This window comes from Isoptericola sp. NPDC019571, from assembly GCF_044389385.1.
Classification (GTDB): Bacteria; Actinomycetota; Actinomycetes; order Actinomycetales; family Cellulomonadaceae; genus Isoptericola; species Isoptericola nanjingensis.
Map to the genome: position 1 here is coordinate 201,499 of NZ_JBIRXZ010000009.1, position 26,346 is coordinate 227,844.

Annotated in this window: 17 protein-coding genes and 3 tRNA genes; 14 read left to right on the forward strand and 6 right to left on the reverse strand. The window is 73.7% G+C overall.

Annotation, left to right across the window (positions count from 1 at the left end; genetic code table 11):
• Positions 1-4,628 precede the first annotated feature (4,628 nt).
• The gene (locus ACH443_RS16520) at positions 4,629-5,744 is read right to left on the reverse strand and encodes a diacylglycerol/lipid kinase family protein (protein ID WP_430590916.1); all 1,116 of its coding nucleotides are present in this window, start codon (positions 5,742-5,744) and stop codon (positions 4,629-4,631) included.
• A 248-nt stretch (positions 5,745-5,992) separates the two neighbouring features.
• Here ACH443_RS16520 and serS point away from each other — a divergent pair, with 248 nt between their 5' ends.
• Both serS and ACH443_RS16530 read left to right on the forward strand, forming a co-directional pair.
• The gene (gene serS / locus ACH443_RS16525; RefSeq protein ID WP_429763194.1) at positions 5,993-7,264 is read left to right on the forward strand and encodes a serine--tRNA ligase; all 1,272 of its coding nucleotides are present in this window, start codon (positions 5,993-5,995) and stop codon (positions 7,262-7,264) included.
• Positions 7,261-8,067, forward strand: coding sequence for an HAD family hydrolase (locus tag ACH443_RS16530; RefSeq protein ID WP_430557674.1), 807 nt, complete (start codon positions 7,261-7,263; stop codon positions 8,065-8,067). The genes serS and ACH443_RS16530 overlap by 4 nt, the downstream gene beginning before the upstream one ends.
• A gap of 72 nt (positions 8,068-8,139) precedes the next feature.
• On the opposite strand, the gene map is transcribed toward ACH443_RS16530, so the two are convergent.
• Positions 8,140-8,922, reverse strand: a complete 783-nt coding sequence (map, locus tag ACH443_RS16535) for a type I methionyl aminopeptidase (RefSeq protein ID WP_430590917.1) — start codon at positions 8,920-8,922, stop codon at positions 8,140-8,142.
• A gap of 223 nt (positions 8,923-9,145) precedes the next feature.
• On the opposite strand from map, the gene ACH443_RS16540 reads away from it, so the two are divergent.
• The 3 genes from ACH443_RS16540 to ACH443_RS16550 all read left to right on the forward strand — a co-directional run bounded on the left by ACH443_RS16540 (position 9,146) and on the right by ACH443_RS16550 (position 12,596).
• Positions 9,146-10,537: an ABC transporter substrate-binding protein gene (locus ACH443_RS16540; RefSeq protein ID WP_430557672.1), complete on the forward strand. Its 1,392-nt coding sequence runs from the start codon at positions 9,146-9,148 to the stop codon at positions 10,535-10,537.
• A 110-nt stretch (positions 10,538-10,647) separates the two neighbouring features.
• Entirely contained in the window at positions 10,648-11,637 is a 990-nt protein-coding gene (locus ACH443_RS16545) for a carbohydrate ABC transporter permease (protein WP_429763199.1), read from the forward strand.
• Positions 11,634-12,596, forward strand: a complete 963-nt coding sequence (locus tag ACH443_RS16550; protein WP_429763200.1) for a carbohydrate ABC transporter permease — start codon at positions 11,634-11,636, stop codon at positions 12,594-12,596. The genes ACH443_RS16545 and ACH443_RS16550 overlap by 4 nt, the downstream gene beginning before the upstream one ends.
• A 97-nt stretch (positions 12,597-12,693) precedes the next feature.
• Here ACH443_RS16550 and ACH443_RS16555 read toward each other — a convergent pair whose 3' ends face one another.
• The gene (locus ACH443_RS16555; protein WP_429763201.1) at positions 12,694-13,137 is read right to left on the reverse strand and encodes a DUF805 domain-containing protein; all 444 of its coding nucleotides are present in this window, start codon (positions 13,135-13,137) and stop codon (positions 12,694-12,696) included.
• Between the two features lie 253 nt (positions 13,138-13,390).
• On the opposite strand from ACH443_RS16555, the gene ACH443_RS16560 reads away from it, so the two are divergent.
• Positions 13,391-14,221: an EamA family transporter gene (locus ACH443_RS16560; RefSeq protein WP_430590927.1), complete on the forward strand. Its 831-nt coding sequence runs from the start codon at positions 13,391-13,393 to the stop codon at positions 14,219-14,221.
• 38 nt (positions 14,222-14,259) lie between these two features.
• Here the strand turns inward: ACH443_RS16560 and ACH443_RS16565 are convergent, their stop codons facing one another.
• Positions 14,260-14,853 (reverse strand): bacterial proteasome activator family protein, encoded by a 594-nt coding sequence (locus ACH443_RS16565; protein ID WP_430590918.1) that lies wholly within the window; start codon positions 14,851-14,853, stop codon positions 14,260-14,262.
• A gap of 96 nt (positions 14,854-14,949) precedes the next feature.
• Complete coding sequence (locus ACH443_RS16570; protein WP_430590919.1) at positions 14,950-15,927, reverse strand: NAD(P)H-quinone oxidoreductase; 978 nt, start codon at positions 15,925-15,927, stop codon at positions 14,950-14,952.
• A gap of 181 nt (positions 15,928-16,108) precedes the next feature.
• Between ACH443_RS16570 and ACH443_RS16575 the strand changes: the two genes are divergently transcribed.
• From ACH443_RS16575 to ACH443_RS16595, 5 genes are all read left to right on the forward strand, one after another.
• Complete coding sequence (locus tag ACH443_RS16575; RefSeq protein WP_430590920.1) at positions 16,109-19,840, forward strand: ATP-binding protein; 3,732 nt, start codon at positions 16,109-16,111, stop codon at positions 19,838-19,840.
• A 33-nt stretch (positions 19,841-19,873) separates the two neighbouring features.
• Complete coding sequence (locus ACH443_RS16580) at positions 19,874-20,323, forward strand: roadblock/LC7 domain-containing protein (RefSeq protein WP_079573344.1); 450 nt, start codon at positions 19,874-19,876, stop codon at positions 20,321-20,323.
• Between the two features lie 10 nt (positions 20,324-20,333).
• Positions 20,334-20,750, forward strand: a complete 417-nt coding sequence (locus ACH443_RS16585) for a DUF742 domain-containing protein (RefSeq protein ID WP_429730019.1) — start codon at positions 20,334-20,336, stop codon at positions 20,748-20,750.
• Between the two features lie 406 nt (positions 20,751-21,156).
• Positions 21,157-21,711, forward strand: coding sequence for a GTP-binding protein (locus ACH443_RS16590; RefSeq protein ID WP_429731380.1), 555 nt, complete (start codon positions 21,157-21,159; stop codon positions 21,709-21,711).
• 112 nt (positions 21,712-21,823) lie between these two features.
• Positions 21,824-21,908, forward strand: a tRNA-Ser gene (locus ACH443_RS16595).
• Between the two features lie 55 nt (positions 21,909-21,963).
• Here the strand turns inward: ACH443_RS16595 and ACH443_RS16600 are convergent.
• Positions 21,964-23,826, reverse strand: a complete 1,863-nt coding sequence (locus ACH443_RS16600; RefSeq protein ID WP_430590921.1) for a GMC family oxidoreductase N-terminal domain-containing protein — start codon at positions 23,824-23,826, stop codon at positions 21,964-21,966.
• A 112-nt stretch (positions 23,827-23,938) separates the two neighbouring features.
• On the opposite strand from ACH443_RS16600, the gene ACH443_RS16605 reads away from it, so the two are divergent.
• The 3 genes from ACH443_RS16605 (at position 23,939) to putP (ending at position 25,961) form a co-directional block, all read left to right on the forward strand.
• Positions 23,939-24,030: transfer RNA gene (locus ACH443_RS16605), tRNA-Ser, on the forward strand.
• Between the two features lie 155 nt (positions 24,031-24,185).
• A tRNA-Arg gene (locus ACH443_RS16610) sits at positions 24,186-24,258 on the forward strand.
• A gap of 191 nt (positions 24,259-24,449) precedes the next feature.
• Positions 24,450-25,961, forward strand: coding sequence for a sodium/proline symporter PutP (putP, locus tag ACH443_RS16615; RefSeq protein ID WP_430590922.1), 1,512 nt, complete (start codon positions 24,450-24,452; stop codon positions 25,959-25,961).
• The last annotated feature ends 385 nt before the right edge of the window (positions 25,962-26,346 follow it).

The following is a 26,346-nucleotide window of genomic DNA, read 5'->3' on the forward strand; positions in this document are numbered from 1 at the left end:
CACGATCGACCCGACGAGCGGCACGGCGGCCATGAGCATGATCGACACCATGCGGATGCCGTAGTCGTTGACGACGGCGCCGCCGACGCCGGCGATGATCAGGCTGATCAGCACGGGCCGCAGCAGCGGCCAGCGGCCCTCGGTGCGCTGCAGCCACCGTGCCCGCAGGCGCGGCCCGCCCCACAGCACGGCGACGAGGCCGACGAGGACGGCGAGCGCGAGCCACGCGGGCACGCCGCCGCTCAGGGAGCGCAGGGCGTAGCCGGCCTTGCGGGCGATGGTCTCGAGGGCGGTGCCGTCGACCACGGACTGCACGAACGCCCCGAGGTGGGTGCGCTGGGCCGGGGGCCGCAGCCAGTCGACGACGCCGATCGCGGCGACGAGCGCCACGCCCGCGAGCCCGGCGAGGATCAGCCGCTTCCACGTGACGCGAGCCTCGACGACGCCGAGCACGAGGACGACGAAGACGGGCACCAGCACCAGCCCGCCGCCGACGTCGGCGCCGAGGGTGGGCCAGACGCTCACGACCAGGGTCACGGCGCCGACCGCCGAGGCGACCACCCCGGCGGGGATCCGGCCCCAGCGCCGCCGCACGGCCGTGGCGAGCCCCGCGGCGGCGATCACGGCGGCCGTCGCGTAGACCGAGTACGTGGGGTTGCCGAAGCCGTAGTAGCGACCGCCCAGGGTCGGGGCGGAGCCCAGCGGGCTGCCGCGGTGCAGGGGCGTGCCGAGCATCGCGTCGATCGTGAGGACGAGGAAGGTGAGCGTCGCGATCACCGTCGCGCCCGCCCACGCGGGCCGGCGGGGGGCCAGGGCTCCGACGAGCGCGACGACGACGGTGCTCAGGCCGAGAGTCACCCACAGGGACGTCGCGGGCTCGGCGAGGCGCCACCAGCCCCACGCGGTCATGAGGAACGCGGCGGCGGGCACCGCGGCGCACGCGAGCAGGACGACGTCGAGCACGCGGGCCCACAGGCCCGCGGCCCGCGGCGACCTGCGGCGCAGGGCCGGGAGCAGCAGGACGACCAGGGCGAACGCCACGAGCCCCACGTACGCGGGGGCGGTGGTGACCGTGCCGGTCGTGACCCGCAGCATGTGGTCGCGCTCGGTGAGCCCGGCGAGCTCGCGCACGGTGGCCCCGGTCCCGCCCGGGCGCTCGGCGGCGAGCTCGAGGGGCGAGCCGCTGAGGTCGGCGGGCACGGGCAGGCCGAACGCCGTGACGAGGGTGGTCGGCACGTCGAGCAGCCGCACGACGCCGAGCCAGTGCGTGGCGCCGGACGTGAGGTAGGCGGGCGCGTCGTCCGCGTCCGCGTCGGCCACGCCGACGCCGAGGGACGGGCGTCCGGGGGCCGGGTTGCCGACGTCCATCACCAGCACGGTCGCGTCGGTGGGCACCGCCGCCAGCACGCGGCCGACGGTCGCGTCGACGGCGCGCAGCGCGGCGTCGCGGGCGGGGCCGTCGGACGTCGCGTCGTCGGTCAGCGGCACGAGCCCCGTGGAGGTCTCGGGGTCCGGGTGGTACGGCGCGCTGCCGGCGTCGACCAGGGTGACGGGGCACGAGAAGGTGTCGGCCGGGTCGGCGAGCGCCGCGTCCAGGTCGCGGTAGCGCGCCACCGTCCCGTCGCGGCCGGCCAGGGCGAGCGCCGCACCGGGTGCGACGGCGGTGGTGCAGACGCCGCCGTCGGCGAGGGCGTCGCCGAGCACGCCGAGCGTCGGGCGGAACTCGGACGACGACTGCAGCGCGGCGAGCCCGTCCCACCCGTCGACGGTCGCGGCGCCGTCGTCGCCCGTGCCGCCGGGCGCGACCTCCCACGGGGCGCACGACCACGCGCCGTCGGTGGTCTCGCCGGTCACGGGGCTGCGCCCGGACGACAGGCCGAGCCACCCGGCGGCCGGGCACGTCGCCGAGGCGCCGCCGACGGCGGGCGTCACGCCCGCGCCGCTGGCGCCGTCGCGCAGCACGTCCCACAGCGTCGGCGTGGCGGACGGGCTGACGTCCTCCCAGCGCACCCCCTGGGTCCCCACGATGACGACGGGGTGCGCGTCGTCGACCACGGGGGTGCCCGAGGTCGAGACGTCGCCGGCCCGCGCGGACGCCGAGCCGGGCAGCGCCGTGGTGCCGACGAGCAGCGCGACGAGCAGCCCCGCCGACGCCCCGACGAGCACGGCGGGCACGCGGGAGAGCACGGGCGCCGCGGCGCGCGCGGCGTCGCCCCGGGGTCCGGCGCCGGCCGCGCCCGCGTCGTCGGCGTGGGCGAGCCGCCCCGCGAGCAGCACGGGCAGCGCGAGGGCGAGCACGATCGCGGCGACCGCGACGCCGGAGTCGTTGAGCAGGGTGCCGACGGCGGCCGTCACGACCAGCGCGACGACGAGCCGCCACAGCACCGGGTCCTGCCGGTAGGCGCGGGCGAGGTCGTCGAGCCGCGCGCGCTCCGGGGAGAGCACGGCCCACGCGGCGGCGACGCACACGAGGAGCGCGGCCGCGCCGGCGGGGTTGGCGACGGTCGCCCACGCGCCGGCGGCCTTCCCGGCCACGACGCCGAGGGCCTTGCCCTCGACGACCGACTCGACGAAGCCGCCGAGGTGGCTGCCCGGGCCGGGCAGGAGCCAGTCCACGACGGACACCACCGCGACCAGGAGCACGGTCCCGGCGGCCACGAGCAGCACGCGGCGCCAGGTGATCCGCACGCCCGCCACGCCGAGCGCCAGCACGGCGAAGCCCGGGACGAGGGCCAGGATGCCGCCGAAGTCCGCGCCGAACGGCGGCAGGCCGTCGACCAGCACGGTCACCAGGCCCACCGCGGCCACCGTCCACCCGGCCCGGGCCGGGCTGCCGCCCCGGGCGCGCACGGCCGCCGCGAGCCCCGCGGCGAGGACCAGGCCGACCACCGCGTAGACCGCGAAGACGGTGTTGGAGAAGCCGTAGAACCGCGCGCCCAGGGAGGGCGCCGGGCCCAGCAGCGAGCCCTGCTGCAGCGTCGTGCCGGTGAGCCCGTCCACCGTGGCGACCAGCCACGTCACGCCCGCGAGGCTGGTGGCCAGGCGCCACGGCGACCGCGGCAGCAGGTGGCGCGCGAACCAGGCGACCAACGCGGCGGCCAGGGCCGCGACGGTGAGCGCCAGGACCAGCGTCGTCACCGGGGACGGCGCCGCCCACCAGCGCGACAGGGTCGCCAGCGACGCCGCGACCGGCAGGCTCGACGCGACCACGAGGACGGCGAGCCCGACGCGGCGGCCGTACCGCGGCCCGGCCGGGGGGCCCGCGTCGGGAGCGTCGAGGCGGGCGCCCCGGCGGCGGGCCAGCAGCAGGGCGCCCACCACGACGACGTCGGCCAGGCCGACGAGCCCGAGCACCAGCGGGGACAGGCGCGGCACGGTGTCCGTGAGCACGCTGAGGTACTGCCGGTTCTCCACCGTGCGGGACACGGAGATGCGGCGGTCGTCGCCCCGCTCCAGAGGGGAGCCGCTGAACGGCGCGAGGGCGGTGGTGAGCGCCTCGTCGGCCTCGTCGGCCTCGTCGGCCTCGTCTGCCCCGTCGGCCGCCGGCTCGTCGTCGGTCGCGTCGTCGTCGGCCGAGGTCCCGGACAGGGCGCCTCCGGTGACGGTGTCGGCGAGGGTCGCGGACAGGTCGGCCAGCACCACCACGCCGGCCCAGCGGGACGACGTCGAGGTGAGCCACGTCGCGCTGCCGCCGGGTGACGTCCAGTCCACGACCACCTGGAGGTCCGCGGGGCCGAGCGGCGTGTCGGAGATCCCGGCCACCACGAGCCGCCCGCCGGCGGGGAGCAGGTCGGCGAGGCGGCCGACCTGCGCGTCGAGCTCCTCGACCGCGGCCGTGCGCTCGCTCGCGGCGTCGGGCAGCACGCCCAGGTCGACGACGGTGGCCGGGCACTCCGCCACGTGCGCGGCCGTGAGACGCCCCACGTCGGGGAGGTAGCGCGCCACGTCGCCGTCGGCGTCGGCGAGCGCGACGGCGGCGCCCGGCCCGACGGCGGTCGTGCAGGCCCGCGCGACGTCGGCGACCTCGCCCAGCGCGCCGGGCTCGGCGGCGTTCGGCGTCAGGGGGTCGCTCGCGGCGAGATCCGTCCACCCGGGCACGTGCGTGCGCTCCGTGCCGGCATCCGCGCCCGTCTCCGTGCCGCCCGCCGTCGTGCGGGGCACGGGCACGGAGGTGCAGCCGAGCGCGGGCGCGCCGTCGTCGGGGGTCTGCCCCTCCTCCTCGTCGCCCTCGTCCGCATCCTCGAGGAGGGTGGGCTGCGCGACGGCCCTGCTGCCCGCGGACAGGGTGAGCCACCCCTCGACCGGGCAGGTGGGGGTGAGGGTGCGCACGGCGATCGAGGCGACCGACCCGCCCCCGATGAGCCGCCAGAGGTGCGGGGTGCGCACCGCGTCGACGTCGGACCACTGCAGGCCCGACACCCCCGCGAGCACCAGCGGGGTCTCGGGCGGCTCGGCGTCCGCCGGCGCCGGGGCCGCGGACGCCGCCGGCGCTCCGAGGAGGAGGGCGGCGAGCAGGGCGAACGTCGACGCGACGAGCGCGCGGGCGGGGCGGATCACGCGGGCCAGCCTATGCACCGCCCGGTCGCGGGGTCCGCGAGGCCGCCGCGGGACGCCGGACGTTCACGCGATCATCCCGTCCGGACCACGAGCGCGCCGGGCTCCACCCAGGTCTCCAGCTCGACCGCGTTCCCCAGCGGGTCGCCGTCCACCTGCGCCTGCTCGCCGTCGTCCACCCGGATCACCGCGCGGCGGGCGCGGGTGTGGTCGATCCGGCCGATCTTGCCGGGCAGGTCGTTGCGCACGCCGAGGCCCTGCGCCACGACCTCGCCGAACAGCTGCGCCCACCCGGCCAGGCCGCCGCGGGTGTCGATGGCCGCGACGTCGAGCTCGCCGTCGTCGATGACGGCGTCGGGCAGCAGCGTGATGCCGCCGGGCAGCCGGCCGCAGTTGCCGACCATGATGCTGCGCAGCCGCGCCTCGACCGGCTCGCCGTCGTCGAGGCGGATGGTCGCGCGCATGCGCCGGCCGTGCAGGTGCCGTGCCCCGGCGACGAAGTAGGCCACCCAGCCGACCTTGGCCTTGAGCTGGTCGTCCGCGTCGGCCACCATCGCGGCGTCGAAGCCCAGCCCCGCGATGACGAGGAAGAGGTGCGCCTGGTGGGGGTCGCCGTCGACGAGGGGCTCGGCGCCGGGGGCGAACTCGCTGACCCGGGCGCGGCCGACGTCGATGGCGCGGTCGGTGCCGCCCAGGACGACGGCGACGGCGTCGGTCACCGACGTGAGCGGCAGGTCGAGGTTGCGGGCGAGGAGGTTGCCGGTGCCGACCGGGATGAGGCCCATCGGGCGTCCGGTCCCGGCCAGGACCTCCGCCACGGCGCGCACGGTGCCGTCCCCGCCCGCGGCGACGACGACGTCCGCGCCGTCGGACAGTGCCCGCCGGGCCTGGCCGGTGCCGGGGTCGTCCACCGTGGTCTCGTAGAACAGGGGGTGGGGCAGCGCGGCGTCGGCGCACACCCGCTCCACGACGGCGCGCACGTCTGCCGCGCCCTCCTTGGAGGGGTTGATGACGACGGCGAGCCGCATCCCCTGGGCCTCGCCCTCCTGCGCATGCTGCGCGTCCCGTGCCGCGAGGACGTGCTCGCGGGTCCGGGCGCGGCGCCACAGCACCAGCGTCGCGGCGAGCGCGCTGAGCACCAGGGCCAGCGCGACGACCAGCGCGACAATCTCCGCGTACTCGTCCGGCATGACGGCAACCTACGACGGATCAGCCGCCCGGACCCGGCGAAGTCGTCCATCTCACGCCGAAGGAGTGCCCACGTGCCGAGGTAGTACGGAACCTGCCGAGGTAGTACCGGACCTGCCCAGGTAGTACGGAACCTGCCGAGGTAGTACCGGACCTGCCCAGGTAGTACGGAACCTGCCGAGGTAGTACGGCACCGAGCTCCGCGGATATCCGTGGGGCCGCGTGCGGCCCGGCCGTTAGGCTTGCGGGCGTGATCGACCTCCGACTGCTGCGCGACAACCCCGACGTCGTCCGTGCGAGCCAGCTGGCCCGCGGCGACGACCCCGCTCTCGTGGACGCGGCGCTCGACGCCGACGCGCGCCGTCGCTCCTCCCTCACGGAGTTCGAGTCGCTGCGGGCGGAGCAGAAGGCGCTCGGCAAGCAGGTGGCCAAGGCGCAGGGCGACGAGAAGGCCGAGCTGCTGACCCGCACCAAGCACCTCGCGGAGCAGGTGAAGGCGCGGCAGGCGGAGGCGTCTGACGCCGAGAAGCAGCTCGACGAGCTCCTGTACGGCATCGCGAACGTCGTCGAGGGCGCGCCTCCCGGGGGCGAGGACGACTACGTCGTCGTCAAGGAGGTCGGCACGCCGCGCGACTTCGCGGCCGAGGGCTTCGCGCCCCGCGACCACCTGGAGCTCGGCGAGGGTCTCGCCGCGATCGACACGGCGCGCGGCGCCAAGGTGTCGGGCTCGCGGTTCTACTTCCTCACCGGCATCGGGGCGCGCCTCGAGCTGGCGCTGCTGAACGCGGCGGTGGACCAGGCGGTGAGCGCGGGCTTCACGCCGATGATCACGCCGACGCTGGTCAAGCCGGACACGATGCGCGGCACCGGCTTCCTCGGCAGCCACGCGGACGAGGTGTACCACCTGGAGAAGGACGACCTGTACCTGGTCGGCACCAGCGAGGTGGCGCTCGCGGGCTACCACGCGGACGAGATCATCGACCTGTCGGCGGGCCCGAAGCGGTACGCCGGCTGGAGCGCCTGCTACCGCCGCGAGGCCGGCGCCGCGGGCCGCGACACCCGCGGCATCATCCGCGTGCACCAGTTCCACAAGGTCGAGATGTTCAGCTACTGCGACCCGGAGGACGCGGCCGCCGAGCACCAGCGCCTGCTGGCCTGGGAGGAGGCGATGCTGGCCAAGGTCGAGCTGCCCTACCGCGTCATCGACACGGCCGCGGGCGACCTCGGCACGTCCGCCGCGCGCAAGTTCGACTGCGAGGCGTGGCTGCCCACCCAGGAACGCTTCCTCGAGCTCACCTCGACGTCGAACTGCACCACGTTCCAGGCCCGTCGCCTGGGCGTGCGCGAGCGGACCGTGGACGGCACCACGCGCCCGGTCGCCACGCTGAACGGCACGCTGGGCACCACCCGCTGGATCGTCGCCATCCTCGAGAACCACCAGCAGGCCGACGGCTCGGTCCGCGTGCCCGAGGGGCTGCGGCCCTACCTGGGCGGCCTCGAGGTGCTCGAGCCGGTCGCGTGAGCGGGCAGCCCGCCCCGCGCCTGGTCGCCCTCGACATCGACGGCACGCTGCTCGGGTACGACGGCGGCCTGTCGCCCGCGGTGCGCGACGCCGTCGCGGCGGTCCAGGCGGCGGGGCACCACGTGGTGCTGTCGTCGGGGCGGTCGCTCATCGCGATGACGCCGGTGGCGCAGCTGCTCGGCATCACGACCGGCTGGATGGTGTGCTCCAACGGCGCCGTGACCGTGCGCCTGGACGCCGCCCTCCCGCACGGCTGGGAGCTCGACGAGGTGCGCACGTTCGACCCGGGCCCCGCGCTGCGCCTGCTGCGCGAGGAGCTGCCCGACGCGCGCTACGCCGTCGAGGACATCGGCATCGGCTTCCGCATGAACGCGCTGTTCCCCGAGGGCGAGCTCGACGGCGTGCACCAGGTCGTCGACTTCGAGCAGCTGTGGGCCCGCGAGGTGACGCGAGTCGTCATCCGCAGCCCCGAGCGCACCCCGGAGGAGTTCAGTGCGATGGCGGCGCGCATCGGCCTGGGCGACGTCACCTACGCCGTCGGCTGGACGGCGTGGATGGACGTGGCACCGAAGGGCGTCACCAAGGCGTCGGGGCTGGAGCGGCTGCGCGAGCGCCTGGGCGTCGACCCCGCGGACACCGTGGCCGTCGGCGACGGACGCAACGACGTCGACATGCTGCGCTGGGCCGGCCGCGGCGTCGCCATGGGGCACGCGGACGACGTCGTGCGCGCCGCCGCCGACGAGGTCACCGGCCCCGTCGACGAGGACGGCGTCGTGCCGGTGCTGCTCTCCCTGCCGAGATAGAGAACCCGGAACGCGAGATAGAGAGGCTCGGGGTTCTCTATCTCGCGGTCCGGGGTTCTCTATCTCGGCGCGTCAGTTGCGCGCCGTGAGGACCAGTGGGCCGTCGTCGGTGATGGCGATGGTGTGCTCGCTGTGCGCGCCGCGGCTGCCGTCGGCGGACCGCAGGGTCCAGCCGTCGGGGTCGGTGAAGATCTCGTCGGTGGTCTCGAGGAACCACGGCTCGATGGCGATGACGAGGCCCGGCTTGAGCGGGAACCCGCGGCCGGGGCGGCCGTCGTTCGGCACGTGCGGGTCGCCGTGCATGGTGCGCCCGACGCCGTGGCCGCCGAAGTCCGTGTTGATGTCGTAGCCTGCGCCGCGGGCCACCTTGGCGATGGCGGCGGAGATGTCGCCGATCCGGTTGCCGGCGACCGCGGCCGCGATGCCCGCCTCGAGCGCCACCTCGGTGGTCTCGATGAGCTTCGCGTCGGCGGCCGCGCGCTGCGGCGACGCGGAGGTCCCGACGACGAACGACAGGGCGGAGTCGGACACCCAGCCGTCCACCGACGCGGCGAAGTCGATGCTCAGCAGGTCGCCGTCGCGCAGCGCGTAGTCGTGGGGCAGCCCGTGCAGGACGGCGTCGTTCACGGACGTGCAGATCACCTTGCCGAAGGGCATGGCGCCGAACGACGGGTGATAGTCGATGTAGCAGGACTCGGCGCCGCGGTCGCGGATCATCCGGTGCGCGACGGCGTCGAGCTCGAGGAGGTTCACCCCGACGGCGGCAGCGTCGCGGACGGCCGTGAGCACCTCGGCCACGAAACGCCCCGCGGGACGCATCTGGTCGATCTCTCGCGGGCTCCTCAGCTCGATCATGGCGGTCCTCTCGGAAGGTACGTGACGGGGGTCCGGGTCCCAGGGTGTCACGAATCGTCACCGAGTCGTGACCGTGAAACGACTTGCAGGAACTTGCACCTTCAGGTGGGGGTGCGGTGAACTCTGGAGGGAGGCAGTATCCCGGTCAGGGGGACCAGGGATCACGGGCCGCCGATCGGCGGGAACACCTCCGTGGACCACGACGCAGTGGAGGAGCTCGGCAATGACCAGACGAACGACGACGGCGCGGCGACGCGCACTGGCGCTGGCGGCAACCGGCGCGGGCCTCGCGCTCGTGCTGGCCGCCTGCAGCGACCCCGACGGCGAGGGCGGTGTCGGCGAGGAGGAGACCAGCGCCTCCAGCGCCGAGATCGACTGCTCCGCCTATGACGAGTTCGGCGACCTCGACGGCAAGACCGTGAGCGTGTACACGTCGATCGTGGACCCGGAGGGGGCCACCCAGCAGGACTCGTACAAGGCTTTCGAGGACTGCACGGGCGTCAAGATCGACTACGAGGCGTCCCGCGAGTTCGAGGCGCAGCTCCTCGTCCGGATCAAGGCGGGCAACGCCCCGGACATCGCCTACCTGCCGCAGCCGGGCCTGCTCAACACGATCGTCAAGGACTATCCGGACGCCATCCAGCCGGCCCCGGACGCCACCGCCAAGAACGTGGACGAGTTCTGGAACGAGACCTGGAAGGGCTACGGCACGGTCGACGGCACCTTCTATTCCGCGCCGCTGGGCGCCAACGCGAAGTCGTTCGTCTGGTACTCGCCGTCGATGTTCTCCGACGCCGGCTACGAGGTGCCGCAGACGTGGACCGAGCTGATGGACCTCACCCAGAAGATCCACGACGACACCGGCGGCCAGGTCTGGTGCGCCGGGGTCGAGTCCGGCGACGCGACCGGGTGGCCGGGCACCGACTTCATCGAGGACATGATGCTCCGCACCGCGGGCGTCGAGGACTACGAGAAGTGGTACACCCACGAGATCCCCTTCAACGACCCGAAGGTGGTCAAGGCGTGGGACACGGCGGGTGAGATCCTCAAGAACCCGGACTACGTCAACGCCGGCCTGGGCGGCGTCGACTCGATCGCCACGCAGTCGTGGACCGACGCGGGCAACGGCATCCTCGACCAGCAGTGCTGGATGCACCGCGCGGCGAACTTCTACCAGACGCAGTGGCCCGAGGGCACCGAGGTCTCCGAGACCGGCGACGTGTTCGCCTTCTACCTGCCCACGGACCAGACCGACGTCAAGCCCATGCTCGGCGGCGGCGAGTTCGTGGCGGCGTTCAACGACCGGCCCGAGGTGCAGGCCTTCCAGACCTACCTCTCGAGCGCGGACTGGGCCAACCAGAAGGCCCTGGCCACGCCGGACGGCGGCTGGGTCAGCGCCAACAACGGGCTCGACCCGAACAACCTGTCGACGGAGTTCGACCAGTACGTCGCCGGGGTGCTGGCCGACCCGAACACGGTCGTCGCGTTCGACGCGTCCGACCTCATGCCGGGCGAGGTCGGCGCCGGCACCTTCTGGAACGGCATCGTGGACTGGCTGACCGGGTCGAGCACCCAGGAGGTCACCGACAAGATCGAGGCGTCCTGGCCGAAGTGAGCCGGCCCGCCGCGTGATTGTGCTCGACCGCGCGGTCCGGGGACGTCGCACGACGTCCCCGGACCGCGCGTCGCTCCCGACTCCGTCCCGACTCCTCGAGGAGGTCATCGATGACCTGGTTGCTCGAGCCTGACACCACGGGGCAGAAGTTCCTGCTCATGGTGGTGGCCGTGGCGCTCTTCGCCGCGGTGATGGGCCTCATCCTGTTCCTGGTGGACCGGCCGAAGCGGATCCCGTCGTGGGTGGTGGCGGCCGGATTCGTCGGCGTGCCGCTCCTGTTCCTCGCGTACGGCCTGCTGCGTCCCGGCCTCATCACGCTGTGGCAGTCGTTCTTCAACCGCAACGGCACCGAGTTCATCGGCTTCGACAACTACGTGCGGGCGTTCACCGAGGGCCAGTTCCAGCAGGTGCTGCTGGTCACCGCGGCCTGGGTGATCCTCGCGCCGCTGCTGAGCGCCGTCATCGGACTCGGGTATGCAGTCCTGGTGGACCGCACCCGGTTCGAGAAGCTCGCCAAGGCGCTCGTGTTCGTGCCGATGGCGATCTCGATGGTGGGCGCCTCGATCATCTGGAAGTTCGTCTACGAGTTCCGGCCCGACCAGGCGAACATCAACCAGATCGGCCTGCTCAACCAGGTGCTGGTGTGGGTCGGCCTGCCGCCGCAGCAGTTCCTCATCGGGCAGCCGTGGAACACCTGGTTCCTCATCGTGGTGATGATCTGGATCCAGACCGGGTTCGCGATGACGGTGCTGTCCGCGGCGATCAAGGCCATCCCGGACGACATCGTCGAGGCCGCCCGCCTCGACGGGCTGCACGGCATGGGGATGTTCCGCTACATCACGGTGCCGAGCATCCGGCCGGCGCTGGTCGTCGTCCTCACCACGATCGCGATGGGCACGCTCAAGGCCTTCGACATCGTCCGCACGATGACGGGCGGCCAGTTCGGCACGCAGGTGGTGGCCAACGAGTTCTACACGCAGGCGTTCCGGCAGGGGAACCAGGGGCTCGCCGCGGCGCTCGCCGTCGTCCTGTTCATCCTGGTGATCCCGATCATCGCGTACAACGTGCGGCAGATGCGCAAGTCGGAGGAGATCCGATGACCTCGACCCCCACCCCCGGCCAGGCCGTCGCCGGCTCCGCCCTCGACGACGACGTCCCTCAGGCGGGCGTCCGCAAGCTCTCGCGCCTGGAGCGCCGGGCGATCGCCACGAAGGGCAAGCTGAGCTCCCCGTGGGCCTCGGGCATCGCGATCATCATCGCCATCCTGTGGACGATCCCGTCGCTCGGCCTGCTCATCACGTCGTTCCGCCCGCAGGAGGACATCCGCCGCACGGGCTGGTGGACCGTGTTCGGCGACCTGTTCACCGGGGACGCCCAGTTCACGATGGACAACTACAACGAGGCGCTGTACGGGAACAGCAACGACCTGTCCACGTTCTTCGTGAACTCGTTCGTCATCACGATCCCCGCGGTCCTCATCCCGATCACGCTGTCGCTGCTGGCGGCGTACGCGTTCGCGTGGATCAAGTTCCCGGGCCGGAACTTCCTGTTCGTGGCCGTGTTCTCGCTGCAGGTGGTCCCGCTGCAGATCGCGCTGGTGCCGCTGCTGTCGGACTACGTCGACTGGAACGTCAACGGCAGCTTCTGGACGGTGTGGCTCTCGCACTCGATCTTCGCGCTGCCGCTGGCGATCTTCCTGCTGCACAACTTCATGAAGGACATCCCGGCCTCCCTCGTGGAGGCGGCCCGGGTCGACGGGGCCGGGCACGTGAAGATCTTCTTCCGCGTCCTGTTCCCGCTGTTGGTCCCGGCGATCGCGTCGTTCGGGATCTTCCAGTTCCTGTGGGTGTGGAACGACCTGCTCGTCGGCCTGACGTTCGCCGCCCCCGAGTACCAGCCGCTGACGGTGAAGATCGCCGAGCTGGCCGGCACGCGAGGAGGGGACTGGTACCTGCTCACCGCCGGCGCGTTCATCGCGATGGTCGTGCCGCTGATCGTGTTCATCGCGCTGCAGCGGTTCTTCGTCCGCGGCATGCTCGCGGGCGCGGTCAAGGGCTGAGTCCGACCCGCCGCAGGGCGGTGCGGACACGGGGACGACGACGGCGGCCCGGGCATCCTCCGCCCGGACCGCCGTCGTCGTGCGTCTCGTGCTGCGGTCAGACCGCCGGAGCGCCGTAGGGCGCAGCCGGGCCGGCCGGCAGACCCTTCGGGTCCGGGCCGAACCGGTTCGGGCCGTGGGTGCCGTCCGTGGCGTAGAAGACGAGCATGATGATCGGCCCGGCCAGCGGGATGAAGGACATGAACCAGTAGAAGCCCGACTTGTCCTGGTCGTGCAGGCGGCGCACCATGACGGCGATCGTCGGCACGAGGAGCGCGAGGCTGATCAGCCCGACCAGCGCCGTGACGACGAAGTACCCGGCGCCGAACGTCCCGGTGGTGGTGTCGAGCGACGCCGCGCCGACGATGCCGAGCAGGATGCCTGCCACCGCGGCGACGATCACCAGGAACAGGTACCAGAACCAGAACTCCGACCGGCGCGCGCGGCCGGTGAAGGTGGCGTACTGCGAGAAGACGGACTTGATCGCGTCCGGGAAGGACATGGCGGCCTCACTGGGTCGTGGGGAGGGCGGCGGGGACGAAGACGCCCCGCGGTGCGCGCGGGATCGCGCGCCGGCCCTGACAGCCCCGCGAGCGTAGGGCGTGTGCGCACGCGACGTCCAGGGCTCGTCCACGTCCCGTCCACATCCTGGGTGGGGAGGGCTCCCCGTCGCGGGTGCGGTCCGGACGTGCTGCGCCCGTATGCTCCCGGGGGTGTCGACCCCCGCCCCCTCCTCGCGCGGAGTGCTGGACCGCGTGCCTGCCCCCGCCATGTTCCTGGTCTCCGGGATCACCCTGTACGCGGGCGCGGCCGTCGCGGTCGGCCTCTTCGACCGGCTGGGGGCGCCCGCGGTCGGCTGGTGGCGCATCGCGCTCGCCGCCGTCGTCCTCCTCGCGTGGCGGCGCCCGTGGCGACGGCGCTGGACCCGCCGCGACCTCGTCGCGGCCGCGCTGTTCGGCGTCGTCCTCGCGGCGATGAACGTCGTGTTCTACGTGGCGGTGGACCACCTGCCCCTCGGCGTCGCCGTCGCGATCGAGTTCCTCGGCCCCGTGGCCGTCGCCGCCGTCACGGGCCGTGGCTGGCAGGAGCGGGCGGCGATCGTGGTGGCGGCGGCCGGCGTGGTGCTGCTCGCGGGCGTCACCCTGGGCTCCGGGATCCCGCGCGAGGACGCCGTGATCGGGCTGAGCGCCGTCCTCGCCGCGGCCGCGTGCTGGGCCGGCTACATCGTGCTGGGCAAGCGGGTCGCCCATGGCGGGTCCGGTGTCGACGGGCTCGCGGTCGGCATGGTGGCGGGTGCCGTCGCCTTCGCGCCGTTCTTCGCGTGGTCGACGCCGGAGGTCGTGACCGACCCGCCCCTCCTGCTGTTCCTGCTGGTCGTGGCGGTCTGCTCGTCCGTCGTCCCGTACGTGCTGGACCAGGTGGTGCTGCGCCGGGTCGGCATGGCCCGGTTCTCCGTCATGCTCGCGCTCCTGCCCGCGACCGCCGTCCTCGTCGGCGCCGTCGTCCTCCAGCAGGTCCCCACCTGGCCGGAGCTGGCCGGCCTCGCGCTCGTCTCCGGCGCCATCGTCATGACGGCGCGGACCTGACCGGTCCCCGCGGGACCCGGTCGGGCTGCACGTACGGGCTACAGGTACTGACCGGGGGAGGGGCGCCGGTCGTCCTGCCCGGGCGGACCGGGCGGCTGGCCCGGGCCCGCCGGCCCGCTGGGGCCGAACGGCGCGGGATGCGCACCGGGCGGCAGCGCGCGCCGCATCTGCGAGAGCTGTGCCTGCGCCGCCATCTGCTGGGCGACGAGCGCCGTCTGGATGCCGTGGAACAGACCCTCGAGCCACCCGACGAGCTGGGCCTGCGCCACCCGCAGCTCGGCGTCCGACGGCACTCCCTCGTCCGAGAACGGGAGCGTGATGCGGTGCAGCTCCTCGACGAGGTCGGGGGAGAGGCCCTCCTCCAGCTCCGCGAGGGAGCGTTCGTGGATCTCGGCCAGCCGGGTGCGGGCGGCGTCGTCGAGCGGGGCGTCGCGCACCTCGTCGAGCAGCCGCTTGATCATGCCGCCGATACGCATCACCTTGGCGGGCTCCTCGATCCGCGACGTCTCCTCGGGCTCGCCCTCCTCGCCGGGGGCCGCGACGCCCACCGGCTCGGTGGTCTCCCCGTCCGGGGTGACCACCCGCGGGGCGGTGCCGTCGGTGTCGCGAGTGCCGTTGTCGCTCTCGGTCATGCGTCCCAGTGTGGCCCACGGGGCCGACAGGAGCCGGTCGGGGCTCGGGAGGGCGTCCGAAGGCGTCCGTGGGCGCCCGGGGTTGTCCGACGGGCGTCAGGGCACCAGGAGCACCTTGCCGAACACCGCGCCGGACTCGAGCAGCTCGTGCGCAGCAGGGGCCTCGGCGAACGGCACCCTGGCGTGCACCACGGGCCGCACCCGGCCGTCGGCGACCAGGGGCCACACCCGCTCGCACACGGTCGCGACCAGGGCCGCCTTCTCCGCGGCGCTGCGCGGACGCAACAGGGTCCCGGTGACCCAGGCGTGCTTGGCCATGAGGGCGTCGAGGTCGAGCTCCCCGCGGCGGCCCCGCTGCAGCCCGATGACGACGAGCCGGCCGCCCGGGGCGAGCGCGCGGACGTTGTCGGTGAGGCCGCCGCCGCCGAGCACGTCCAGCACGACGTCGGCTCCGCGCCCGCCGGTCGCGTCGCGCACCGCGGCCACGACGTCCTGCGTGCGGTGGTCGACGGCGACGTCCGCGCCGAGCTCGACGCAGCGCGCCACGCGCTCCGGGCCGCCCGCGGTGGCGACGACGCGCGCCCCGAGCGCCGCGGCGAGCTGGATCGCGACGCTGCCGACGCCGCCCGAGCCGCCCTGCACGAGGAGCGTCTCGCCCGCGTGCAGCCGGCCGGTGTCGACGAGGTTGGTCCAGGCGGTGCAGACGGCCTCCGGCAGCGCGGCGCCGTCGACGAGGTCGACGCCGTCGGGCAGGGGCAGCAGCTGGGCGGCACGCGCCACGACCTGCTCGGCGTAGCCCCCGCCTTCGAGCAGCGCGACGACGCGGTCGCCGGGCGCCCAGGTGGTCACCCCTGGCCCGAGCGCGCGGACCGTACCCGAGATCTCCAGACCCGGCCACTCGGGAGCGCCGGCCGGCGGAGGGTAGTTTCCGGCGCGTTGCAGCAGGTCAGCGCGGTTGACCCCCGCGGCGGCGACGTCGATCAGAACTTCGCCGGGGCCCGGTTTGCCCAGGTTGACGAGGGATAGGGTGAGTTTCCCTGGACCGCCAGGTGCCGATATCGTGACCGCTCGCACACCGATGGAGCCTACTCGCGTGCCTGGAAGCCCAGCCGGGCGCGGGGAGTGGTGCCGGACGTGATGGCACCCACCCGAGGATCGGACGACGACGGTCGCCCGCCTCGACGAACAGTGTTGGAGAGAGGTTCAGATGCTCCGCAGGTTGGGCGTTCGCGGGAAGATTCTTGCGACACTCGCCGTGCCGATCTTCGTCCTGGCGTTGACGGCGGGCTGGATCACCTGGCAGTCGCTGCAGGAGAACCGCAGCGCAGAGCAGACCGCGGCCCTGATGGAGTCGCTGCAGCTGCAGGACGACGCAGGCTCCGCCGTGGCCGCGGAGCGCGCCACGAACATCGCTGCCGACATGGGGATCCCGGGCGCGAAGAAGGCTCTCGTCAAGGCGCAGGAGACCACCGACCGCGCTCTCGACGCCCGCGACGAGGCGCTCGAGGTGCTCGACACCACCGCCCTGCCCACCAACGTGCAGGACGCCGTGAACCGGACGCTCCGTGACCGCACGGTCCTGGACGACCTGCAGCGCAACGTCATCTCCGGCCAGCTCTCCGAGTCGCGCGCGACCGAGCGGTACACCGCGCTGAGCGAGAACGCGCTGGACGTCCCGCGCGCCATCGCCCAGAGCAGCGACGACGCCGGCCTCACGCGCCACATCAACGCCTACGTCGCCCTCGACGAGGCGATGCTCGCCAACACCATGGAGCGACCGGTCGCCGGGGCGGCGCTGGCCCTCCTCGGGCAGGGCGAGGCACCGCCGTCGGACCTCAACGGCCGCATGGTGAACCTGCTGCAGACCACCGACGGCCTGATCGCGACCGCGCAGGAGCAGCTCGACCTGATCCCGGGCGAGCTCGAGGTGCCCGGCTACGAGGCGGACCTCGACCGCGCCCGCCTCCAGCTGCGCTACCTGAACTTCTCCGGCATCGACCCCGAGGTCGCGAGCCAGTGGAACGCGCTCTCGCAGGGCTGGGTCGAGTCCACGCAGCCGGTGCGCGACGACTCCCGCGACGCCGCGGTCGAGTACTCGAAGGACCTCGCGGGCAGCGCGCAGACCGCCGCCCTGCTGACCGGTGCGGCGGCGTTCGGCGTCGTGCTCGTGTCGTTCCTGCTGGCGCTGCTCATCGCGCGCCGCATCGTGCAGCCGCTGGCCCGCCTGACCTCCGCGACGGCGGAGGTGCGCGACCGTCTGCCCCGCATGGTGGAGCAGATGGCGGTGCCCGGGCAGGCGCCGTCGATCGACCTCGTGCAGGTGCCCGTCGAGTCCAGCGACGAGATCGGACGCCTCGCGGCCGCCTTCAACGAGGTGAACGAGACGACCATGGTCGTCGCGCGCGAACAGGCCGCGCTCCGCGGCTCCATCGCGGAGATGTTCGTCAACGTGGCGCGTCGCGACCAGGTGCTCCTCAACCGCCAGCTGTCGTTCCTCGACGAGCTGGAGCGGTCCGAGGAGGACCCGAGCACGCTGTCGAACCTCTTCCGCCTGGACCACCTGGCCACGCGGATGCGGCGCAACGCCGAGTCGCTCCTCGTGCTCGCGGGCATCGACTCGGGCCGGCGCGTGCGCAACCCGATGCCGATCTCCGACGTCGTCCGCACGGCGTCGTCCGAGATCGAGCTCTACGACCGCGTCCGCCTCGACCTGGGCGTCGACCCGCACATGCTCGGCCACAACGCGCTGAGCTCCGCGCACCTGCTGGCGGAGCTGCTGGAGAACGCGACGATGTTCTCCGAGCCGCACACGCCGGTCGAGGTGTCGACGTCGCGCGACGAGCGCGGCGTCGTCGTCACCGTGCGCGACCACGGGCTCGGCATGAGCCCCGAGGAGATCGCGGACGCGAACACCAAGGTCTCCAGCCGCTCCGCGTCGGACGCCGTCGGCGCCCAGCGCCTCGGCCTCTACGTGGTCGGCCGCCTGGCCGACCGCCTCAACGCGCAGGTCCGGTACCAGGGCGGAGCGTCGGGGTCGGGCACGGAGGTCACGGTCGTCTTCCCGGCCGACCTGTTCCTGCCCGACGACGCCCTGCCGCTGCCGCAGCCGACCGACCCGCTGGAGGCGGCCACGCAGAACGCCGCCGCCGACCTCGGCGGCCAGATCGCGGAGGCGTTCGAGGAGCAGGCCCCGGGGCCGATCGGCGCGGTGCCCTTCGAGGCTCCGGAGCCCGCACCGTCGTTCGGGGTCCCGGACGCGGCGGAGCCCCCCACGATGCCGACCCCGGCGGTGGCCCCGGTCGCCCCGGTCGCGTCGGCCGCCCTCCCGGTCGAGCCCGAGCCGCCGGCCGCGGTGCCGGTCGACCTGGACGCGTTGACCGACGGCACGACGTCGATCGGCATGCCCCGCCGCCGGCGCTCCGGCGTCGGCTCCGGCGAGGCCGTGACGCGACCGGACACCGGCCCGATCGTGCTGCCGCCGCTCGCGACGCCCGAACTGCCGGACCTGGACGAGGCGACCACCGACTCCTGGCGGCCGCCGGCCGAGGTCGAGGCCTCGGCGGGCTCGCTGCCGAGCCGGCACCGGGCGCAGCCCGAGCCGGTCGCCGAGCCGGAGCCCGTGTCCGCACCGGTCCTCGGCGTCGACCAGCGGGCGGGCCTGTTCTCGAGCTTCCGCTCGATGGGGTCGCTCGACGCCTCCGAGACCGAGAGCACGCTCCAGCTCGACGCGGTGACGGAGGACCCGGCGGCACTCCCGGACGAGCTCGCCCCGCTGACGCCGGCCGACCCGGCGCCCGCGGCGCCGGTCCTCCCCGAGCCCGTCGCACCGGTGTCCGCGCAGGACGCCCCGTACGCGGCCGCGCCCGTCGAGACGCCCTACGAGGCGCCCGTCGACACGCCTGCGGCAGAGGCGTTCGCGCCCGTGCAGCCGGAGCCGTACAGGCCGGCCACCGAGGCGGCGCCGGCCGTGGCGCTGCCGACGCGGGACGTCGCGTCCGCCGCGCCGGTCGAGCCCGCGCCTCCGGTCGAGGAGCCGGTGCGGCACGAGCCGGCACCCGTGCCCTACGCGGAGCCCGTGACGTCGTCGTTCGACCCGGTCGTCCGCGAGGTCACGGAGCCCGCCGCCGGGCCGGCCCCGGCTGCCGTCCCCGGGGCGTCGTTCGACCCCGTGACGCCTCCGTCCGCGAGCCCGTTCGCACCGACGACCTCGCTCGCGCCGGCGGAGGCGCAGGGGAAGGACGCGTTCCAGGAGCTGCCGCCGTTCGAGGACCTCATCGCCGACCTCCCGGGGCGTCGCGCCGGCCGCGAGGCGCCCGCGCAGGGCGGTCGCAAGCGCGGCCTGTTCGGGCGCAAGCCCTCGGCCGACGAGCCCGTGGCCCCGGCGGTCCCGACCGCGTCGCCCTTCCCCGCCGCCTCCCAGGCCGCGCCGGAGCCGGCGCTGCCCGAGGCCCCGGCCTTCGGGGCGACGGCGTACGGGACGACGCGGGACGAGGCACCGGCGCCGGCGCCGGCCGACGAACCGGCGGCCTCCGCCGCGACGTCGTACGGCGGATCGGTGCTGCCGCTGCGCCCGACGGAGCCGGCGGGCTACGACCCGCTGGACCCGCACTTCGTGCCCGACACCGTCGAGGCGCGGTCGGAGTGGATGGCCTCGGCCGTCCTCTACGAGGAGATGTCCACGATGCTGCAGCGCGGCGTCTTCCAGGAAGGGAACGTGACTTCGACGAACGAGCAGACGTACCGCCCGACGACGGTCGCGGGCGAGGCCGGCGGCCTCGCGCGGCGCCAGCGGGCGGGGGAGTCGACCGCGTCGACCGAGCGGTTCACGGCCCGTATCGAGCGGGACCCGGAGCAGCTGAGGTCGCGACTGTCGGCCTTCCAGTCCGCCACGAGCCGCGGCCGGAACGACGCCGGGGCCGTCCGGGCCTCGACGCAGGCCGCCCCGACCGTGAATGATGTCCCTGGATCCGCGCCGCACCAGCGGTGACCTGCGCCTTCGGCGTATCGACGAGGAGGAAGCGTGACCCTCAGTACTGAAGCGACCAACTTCGGGTGGCTTCTCGACAACTTCGTGCGCACCGTCCCGGGCAGCCGCCACACGCTGGTGGTCTCGGCGGACGGTCTGCTCATGGCGATGTCCGACCAGCTCGACCGCACCAGCGGTGACCAGCTCGCGGCGATCGTCTCCGGCATGTCGAGCCTGACGCGCGGGGCGGCGCGCCAGCTCGACGGCGGCAACGTGCGGCAGGCCGTCATCGAGATGGACAACGGCTTCCTCTTCCTGATGAACGTCTCGAACGGGTCGGTCCTCGCGGTGGTGGCCGAGTCCTCGTGCGACATCGGGCTCATCGGCTACGAGATGGCCCTGCTCGTCTCCCGCACCGAGGCGACGCTCACCCCGCAGCTGATCTCGGAGATGCGCGGGAACCTTCCGGTGGACGGCTCGACGCGCTCCGCGCGGGTGGGATGAGGTCGCGATCATGACGCACGCATCGTTCGGTTCTCTGGGTGCGCACTCGGCAGACGGCTACGAGGCCTCGACGGTGCGTCCCTATGCGGTGACCGGTGGCCGCGTCCGATCCGCCCTGTCCGACCTGCCGCTCGAGGCGCTGGTCGAGGTGATGCCCGGCGCCGTCACGAGCGTCGGACTCACCCCGGAGAAGCGGGCGATCCTGCAGCACGCCGCGCACACCTACGTCTCGATCGCGGAGCTCTCCGCGCTGCTGCGACTGCCCCTCGGCGTCGTCCGCATCCTGGTTGCGGACATGCAGGAGGAGGGGCACATCACCGTGCACACCTCGACCCCGGTGAACGTCCACACGGGTCACGGCAGTTCCCACTCGGGCCTGTCTCTGAGCGTCTTGGAGAGTGTTCTCAATGGCATTTCCGCCCTCTGACAGCCCGGCGCCCGGAGCCTCCGGAGGCATGTCCCCGGCGTGGGCTCCGGTGTCCCCGGCCTTCGGCGCCGTGAGCGCGCCGGTGGCCGGCGGCGCGCCGGCGGCGGTCGGCGCCCCGCAGCGACAGAGCGTGCTCGGCGGCGCCCCGTCCGCCGCCCAGGACCCGCGTCCCGCGGCGGCGCCCCAGGGCCCGATCACGTCCGTGCCGTCCGCCTCGGCGGCGCCGTCGGGGGCGGCGGCGCGGCCCGTGGCGCAGCAGGTGCCGGCCTCCCCGCCGCAGCAGGCGGCGCCCCAGGCGCCGGCCGCCCCGTCGGCCACGGCGCCGCACCCCGCCCCCTCGCGCCCCGCCGACGACGCCGCCACGCAGTCGGCCGCCGCGCCCGCGCCGCCCGCCGGCGCCCCGACGGTGACGAAGATCGTGGTCGCCGGTGGCTTCGCCGTCGGCAAGACGACGTTCATCGGTTCGATCTCGGACGTCGAGCCGCTCAACACCGAGGCCGCGATGACCGAGCACTCGGTGGGCGTCGACGACGCGGGCGGGGTCTCCGACCGCAAGACGAGCACCACCGTGGCCATGGACTTCGGCCGGGTGAACCTCCCGGGCAACCTGTGGCTGTACCTGTTCGGCACCCCGGGGCAGGACCGCTTCCTGTTCATGTGGGACGACCTCATCCGCGGTGCCATCGGCGCCGTCGTGCTGGTCGACACGGACCGCCTGGAGCAGTGCTTCCCGGCGATCGACTACTTCGAGTCGCGGGGCGTGCCCTTCGTCGTGGGCGTCAACTGCTTCGACGGCGTGGCGAAGCACCGCCTCGAGGACGTCCGCGAGGCGCTGCAGATCCCGGCGCACGTGCCGATGCTCTACACGGACGCGCGCTCGCGCGCGGCGACCAAGCAGACGCTCATCGCCCTCGTGCAGCTCGCGATGCGCCAGCTGCGCTCGGGCGGTGGCGCGGCCTGAGCGCAGGTCGCACGTCGCTCTCGCGGCCCCGGAACGCCTCGGCGTCCGGGGCCGCGGGCGTACGCCGGCCGGTACACTCCTGTGCCGGACGGGCGCTCGGGCGGCCGTCCCGGGAGGGCTGACAGAGCGGCCTAATGTGACGGTCTTGAAAACCGTTGTGCAGCAATGCACCGGGGGTTCGAATCCCTCGCCCTCCGCCCGACGACGCCCCGACGGCCACGCCGTCGGGGCGTCCTGCCTTCCCGGACCGGCTCAGCGGTGCCGGATCTCGACGAGCGGCAGGCGCAGCGCCCCGGGCGCGGCACCGGGGACGACGGGTCGCAGGGGCGCCGTCGGCGGCACGACGACGTAGCCGGCGCCGGGCGCGGGCCGGGCGTCGTCCTGCCCGTGGTTGGGCCACAGCGCGCACGCCCGCTCCGCCTGTGCGGTGATGGTCAGCGACGGGTTGACGCCCAGGTTCGCGGTGACGGCGGACCCGTCGAGCACGTGCAGGCCCGGGTGGCCGTGCACGCGGTGGTACGGGTCGACGACGCCCGTCTCCGGGGTCTCGCCGATGGTGCACCCACCGAGGATGTGCGCGGTCATCGGCACGTCGAAGGGGTCGCCCGCGCTGCCGCCCGCGAGCCCGCCCATGCGGTCCGCCATCGCGCGCACGGCGTCGTGCGCCACGGGGATCCACGCGGGGTTGGGCTCGCCGGTGCCCTGCCGGGAGGTGAGGCGCCTGCCGAGCGGGCCGGGCCGCGTGAAGGTGGTGAGCGAGTTGTCGCGGCTCTGCATGACCAGCGCGATGACGGTGCGCTGCGACCAGCCGCGCAGGTCGTACAGGCTGGGCAGGTGCCGGCGCTGCCGCCACAGCTCGCCGAGCCAGCGCCGCCAGCGCGGACCCTCCCCGGGTCCGACGCCGTCGACGAGCACCGTCTGCAGCAGGCCCATCGCGTTGGAGCCGCGCCCGTACCGGACGGGTTCGACGTGCGTCTGCGGGTCCGGGTAGAACGACGACGTGATGGCGACGCCCTCGGAGTAGTCGGGCCCGCCGTCCCGCCCGCGGCGGGCGGGACGCATGGCGCCGAGCAGCGCCTCGGAGTTCGTGCGTGTGAGGTGCCCGAGCCGGTCGGACAGGCGCGGCAGGTCGCCGCTGTCCCGCATCGCGTGCAGGAGGCGCTGCGTGCCGAGCGTGCCGGCCGCGAGCACGACCTGCCGGGCCCGGTAGGTGCGGCGGACGGCCCAGCGACGCCCCGTCCGGTGGGTGCGCACCTCGTACCCGCCACCCGACCGCGGCACGACGGCGGTGGCCGTGGTCAGCGGGTGCACCCGGGCGCCCGCACCCTCGGCGAGGTGCAGGTAGTTCTTCACGAGCGTGTTCTTCGCGTTGTGCCGGCAGCCAGTCATGCACTCGCCGCAGTGCAGGCACGGGTTGCGGTCGGGCCCGGCGCCGCCGAAGAAGGGGTCGGGGACGGCGGGGCCGCCGGCGCCGCGCGGGCGCTCGTCGCCGTCCTGGCCGAGGTACACGCCCACCCGTACCTTGCGGAAGGTGTGCCCCACGCCGAGGTCGTCGGCGACGTCGCGCATCAGCTCGTCGGCGGGCGTCGTGCGGCGGTAGTCGACGACGCCGAGCATCCGCTCCGCCTGGTCGTAGTACGGCTCGAGCTCGGCCTTCCAGTCGGTCACGTGGGACCAGGCGGGGTCGGTCCAGAAGGCGTCCAGCGGCCGGTACAGCGTGTTGGCGTAGACGAGCGAGCCCCCGCCGACGCCGGCGCCGGCGAGGACCAGCACGTCCCGCAGCCGATGGATCCGCTGGATGCCGAAGCACCCGAGCGCGGGCGCCCACAGGAAGCGGCGGAGGTCCCACGAGGTGCGCGGCAGCTCGTCGTCGGCGAACCGGCGCCCGGCCTCGAGGACGCCCACCCGGTACCCCTTCTCCGTCAGCCGGAGGGCGGCGACGCTGCCCCCGAACCCGGACCCGATCACCAGGACGTCGTAGTCGTCCGGTGCGTCGTCGGGTGGTGTGGAAGGGGGTGTGCCGGCGCTCGTGCCGGGGGTCGTGCCGGGGTGAGTGCGGTCGTCCTTGCCCTGGTCGGCGCGCTGCGTGCGGTCCTGGTCGTCGTCGTCCAGCATGCGGCAGACCGTAGCGCGGTACGGCGTGTGGCGGGGACGACGCCGCGCGGCTTTGCCCCCAGGCAGCGTCGCCGGTTAGTCTGGGCGCCGCGGTGTTGCTGTGTTGCCGCGAGGAGACGTCGCATAGTCTGGTCTAGTGCGCCACCCTGCTAAGGTGGTAACGGGGCAACCCGTTCGCGGGTTCAAATCCCGCCGTCTCCGCCAGGAAGGCTCCGGCTGCTGAACGCCCGGGGCCTTTTCTGTTGCCCCGGAAGGGGCGCGGCCGGTGGCGTGCATCACGATGCGGCTTCCCGGTTTGGGGAACCGGCTCGAGGGCTGTAATGTTCTCGTCGGTCGGTGCGAGAGCGCCGGCAAGGACTGCGCCCGTAGCTCAACGGATAGAGCATCTGACTACGGATCAGAAGGTTGGGGGTTCGAATCCCTCCGGGCGCACCGAAAGGCACAACGGCTCGATCCTCACCCGGGATCGGGCCGTTGGTCGTTTCGGCACCTACGGGGTGGCACAGCAGCGAGGTCAGCGCCGACCGCGTCCCGACCTGGCCCCGGCCCGTCGCGCACCACGCGGCGGTCGGCGCGTCGAGCGCCAGACGCTGCACGACACGACCGAGAGGGTGATCGATCGCATGAGCGATCAGACCTGGCAGACGATCGCGATCGTCGCGTACCTGGTGGCGATGCTGTGCATCGGCTACGCCGCGTACCGCCGCACGGACGACCTGGACGACTACATGCTCGGCGGGCGCAAGCTCCGCCCGGGCGTGGCCGCGCTGAGCGCCGGAGCCTCCGACATGTCGGGCTGGCTGCTCATGGGCCTCCCGGGCGCCATCTACGCCACCGGCCTCGTCGAGGCCTGGATCGCCGTCGGTCTCACGATCGGGGCGTGGCTCAACTGGAAGTTCGTGGCGCCGAGGCTCCGTGCCTACACCGAGGTCGCGAACAACTCGATCACGGTCCCCAGCTTCTTCGACAACCGCCTGCGCGACCCGGCGCACCTGCTGCGCATCGCGGCCGGCGTGATCGTGCTCGTGTTCTTCACGTTCTACGTGTCGTCCGGCATGGTGGCCGGCGGGACGTTCTTCGAGAGCTCGTTCGGCTTCGACTACCTCACCGGGCTGCTCGTCGTGGGCGGCGTGACCCTCGCCTACACCCTGTTCGGCGGCTTCCTCGGGGCCACGTGGACGGACGTCGCGCAGGGCTGCCTCATGCTCGCCGCGCTCGTCGCGGTGCCCGTGATCGCGATCGTCGAGCTGGGCGGCTGGGGCGAGGTCCTCGAGGGGATCCGTGCGGTCGACGCCGCGAGCGGGACCGACCACCTGTCGTTCCTCGTGGGGGCGTCGGTCACCGGGGTGATCTCCGCGCTCGCCTGGGGCCTGGGGTACTTCGGGCAGCCGCACATCATCGTCCGCTTCATGGCGATGCGCAGCCCCCAGGACGCGCCCGCCGGCCGCCGAATCGGCATCAGCTGGATGGTCGTGACGGCGGTCGGGGCCGTCACCACCGGCCTCGTCGGCCTGGCCTACGCCAACCTCGAAGGCCTCCAGATCGACAACCCGGAGACGGTCTTCCTCGTGCTCGCCCAGCTGCTCTTCCACCCGCTCGTCGCGGGGCTGGTCCTGGCAGCGGTCCTCGCGGCGATCATGTCGACGATCTCGTCGCAGCTCATCGTCTCGTCGTCCGCGCTGGTCGAGGACCTGGTGAAGATGGCGGGCCTGCGCCTGAGCAACCGTGCCGAGGTGATGCTGGGCCGGGCGGGCGTGCTCATGGTGGCCGTCGTCGCCGGGGTGATCGCGCTGGACCGCACGTCGTCGATCCTCGACCTGGTCGGTTTCGCCTGGGCTGGCTTCGGCGCCGCCTTCGGTCCCGTCGTCATCCTCAGCCTGTACTGGCGCCGCCTCACGCGCTGGGGCGCGCTGTCCGGGATGGTCGCGGGTGCGGTGGTCGCGTTCGTCTGGGGACGGTCGTCCCTCGCGGACTCGCTCTACGAGATCATCCCGGGCTTCGCGGTCGGCCTGCTCGCCGCCGTGGTGGTCAGCCTCCTGACGCCGCGGCCCGACGGCGCGGTGGTCGAGGAGTTCGACGCCGCGCGCCGGCTGGCGCGCGGGGACCGGCCGGAGCCGGAGTCCGTGACGGTCTGAGCAGGCGTCGGGGCTCTCGTCGCAGCCCGTGGCCGGACGTGGCGCGCGCCACGTCCGGCCACGTTGCACGCAGCGCTCCGCCCGGGTAATGTTCTACGACGTCAGCCCGACGGGCCGACGGACATCGAGGAGACAGCCGAGAGGCTGGGTACCGATGGCCGGGCCGGGACTGAAAACCCACACCTTCAACGGTCGGGATGCTTCGCGCATTCTTCCCGGTGGGATCGGATCGTCTTTCCGACTTCCCTCCGATCTTCGGATCAGGGATTTGGAAGAGGGAAAACGGTCTGGTAAGTTTGAGGGGTTGCCCCGGCGGGGTCGGAACTGAGAGTGGTTCTGGTTCTGCGGTGTGCGTCGGTTGTTTGAGAACTCAACAGTGTGTTTG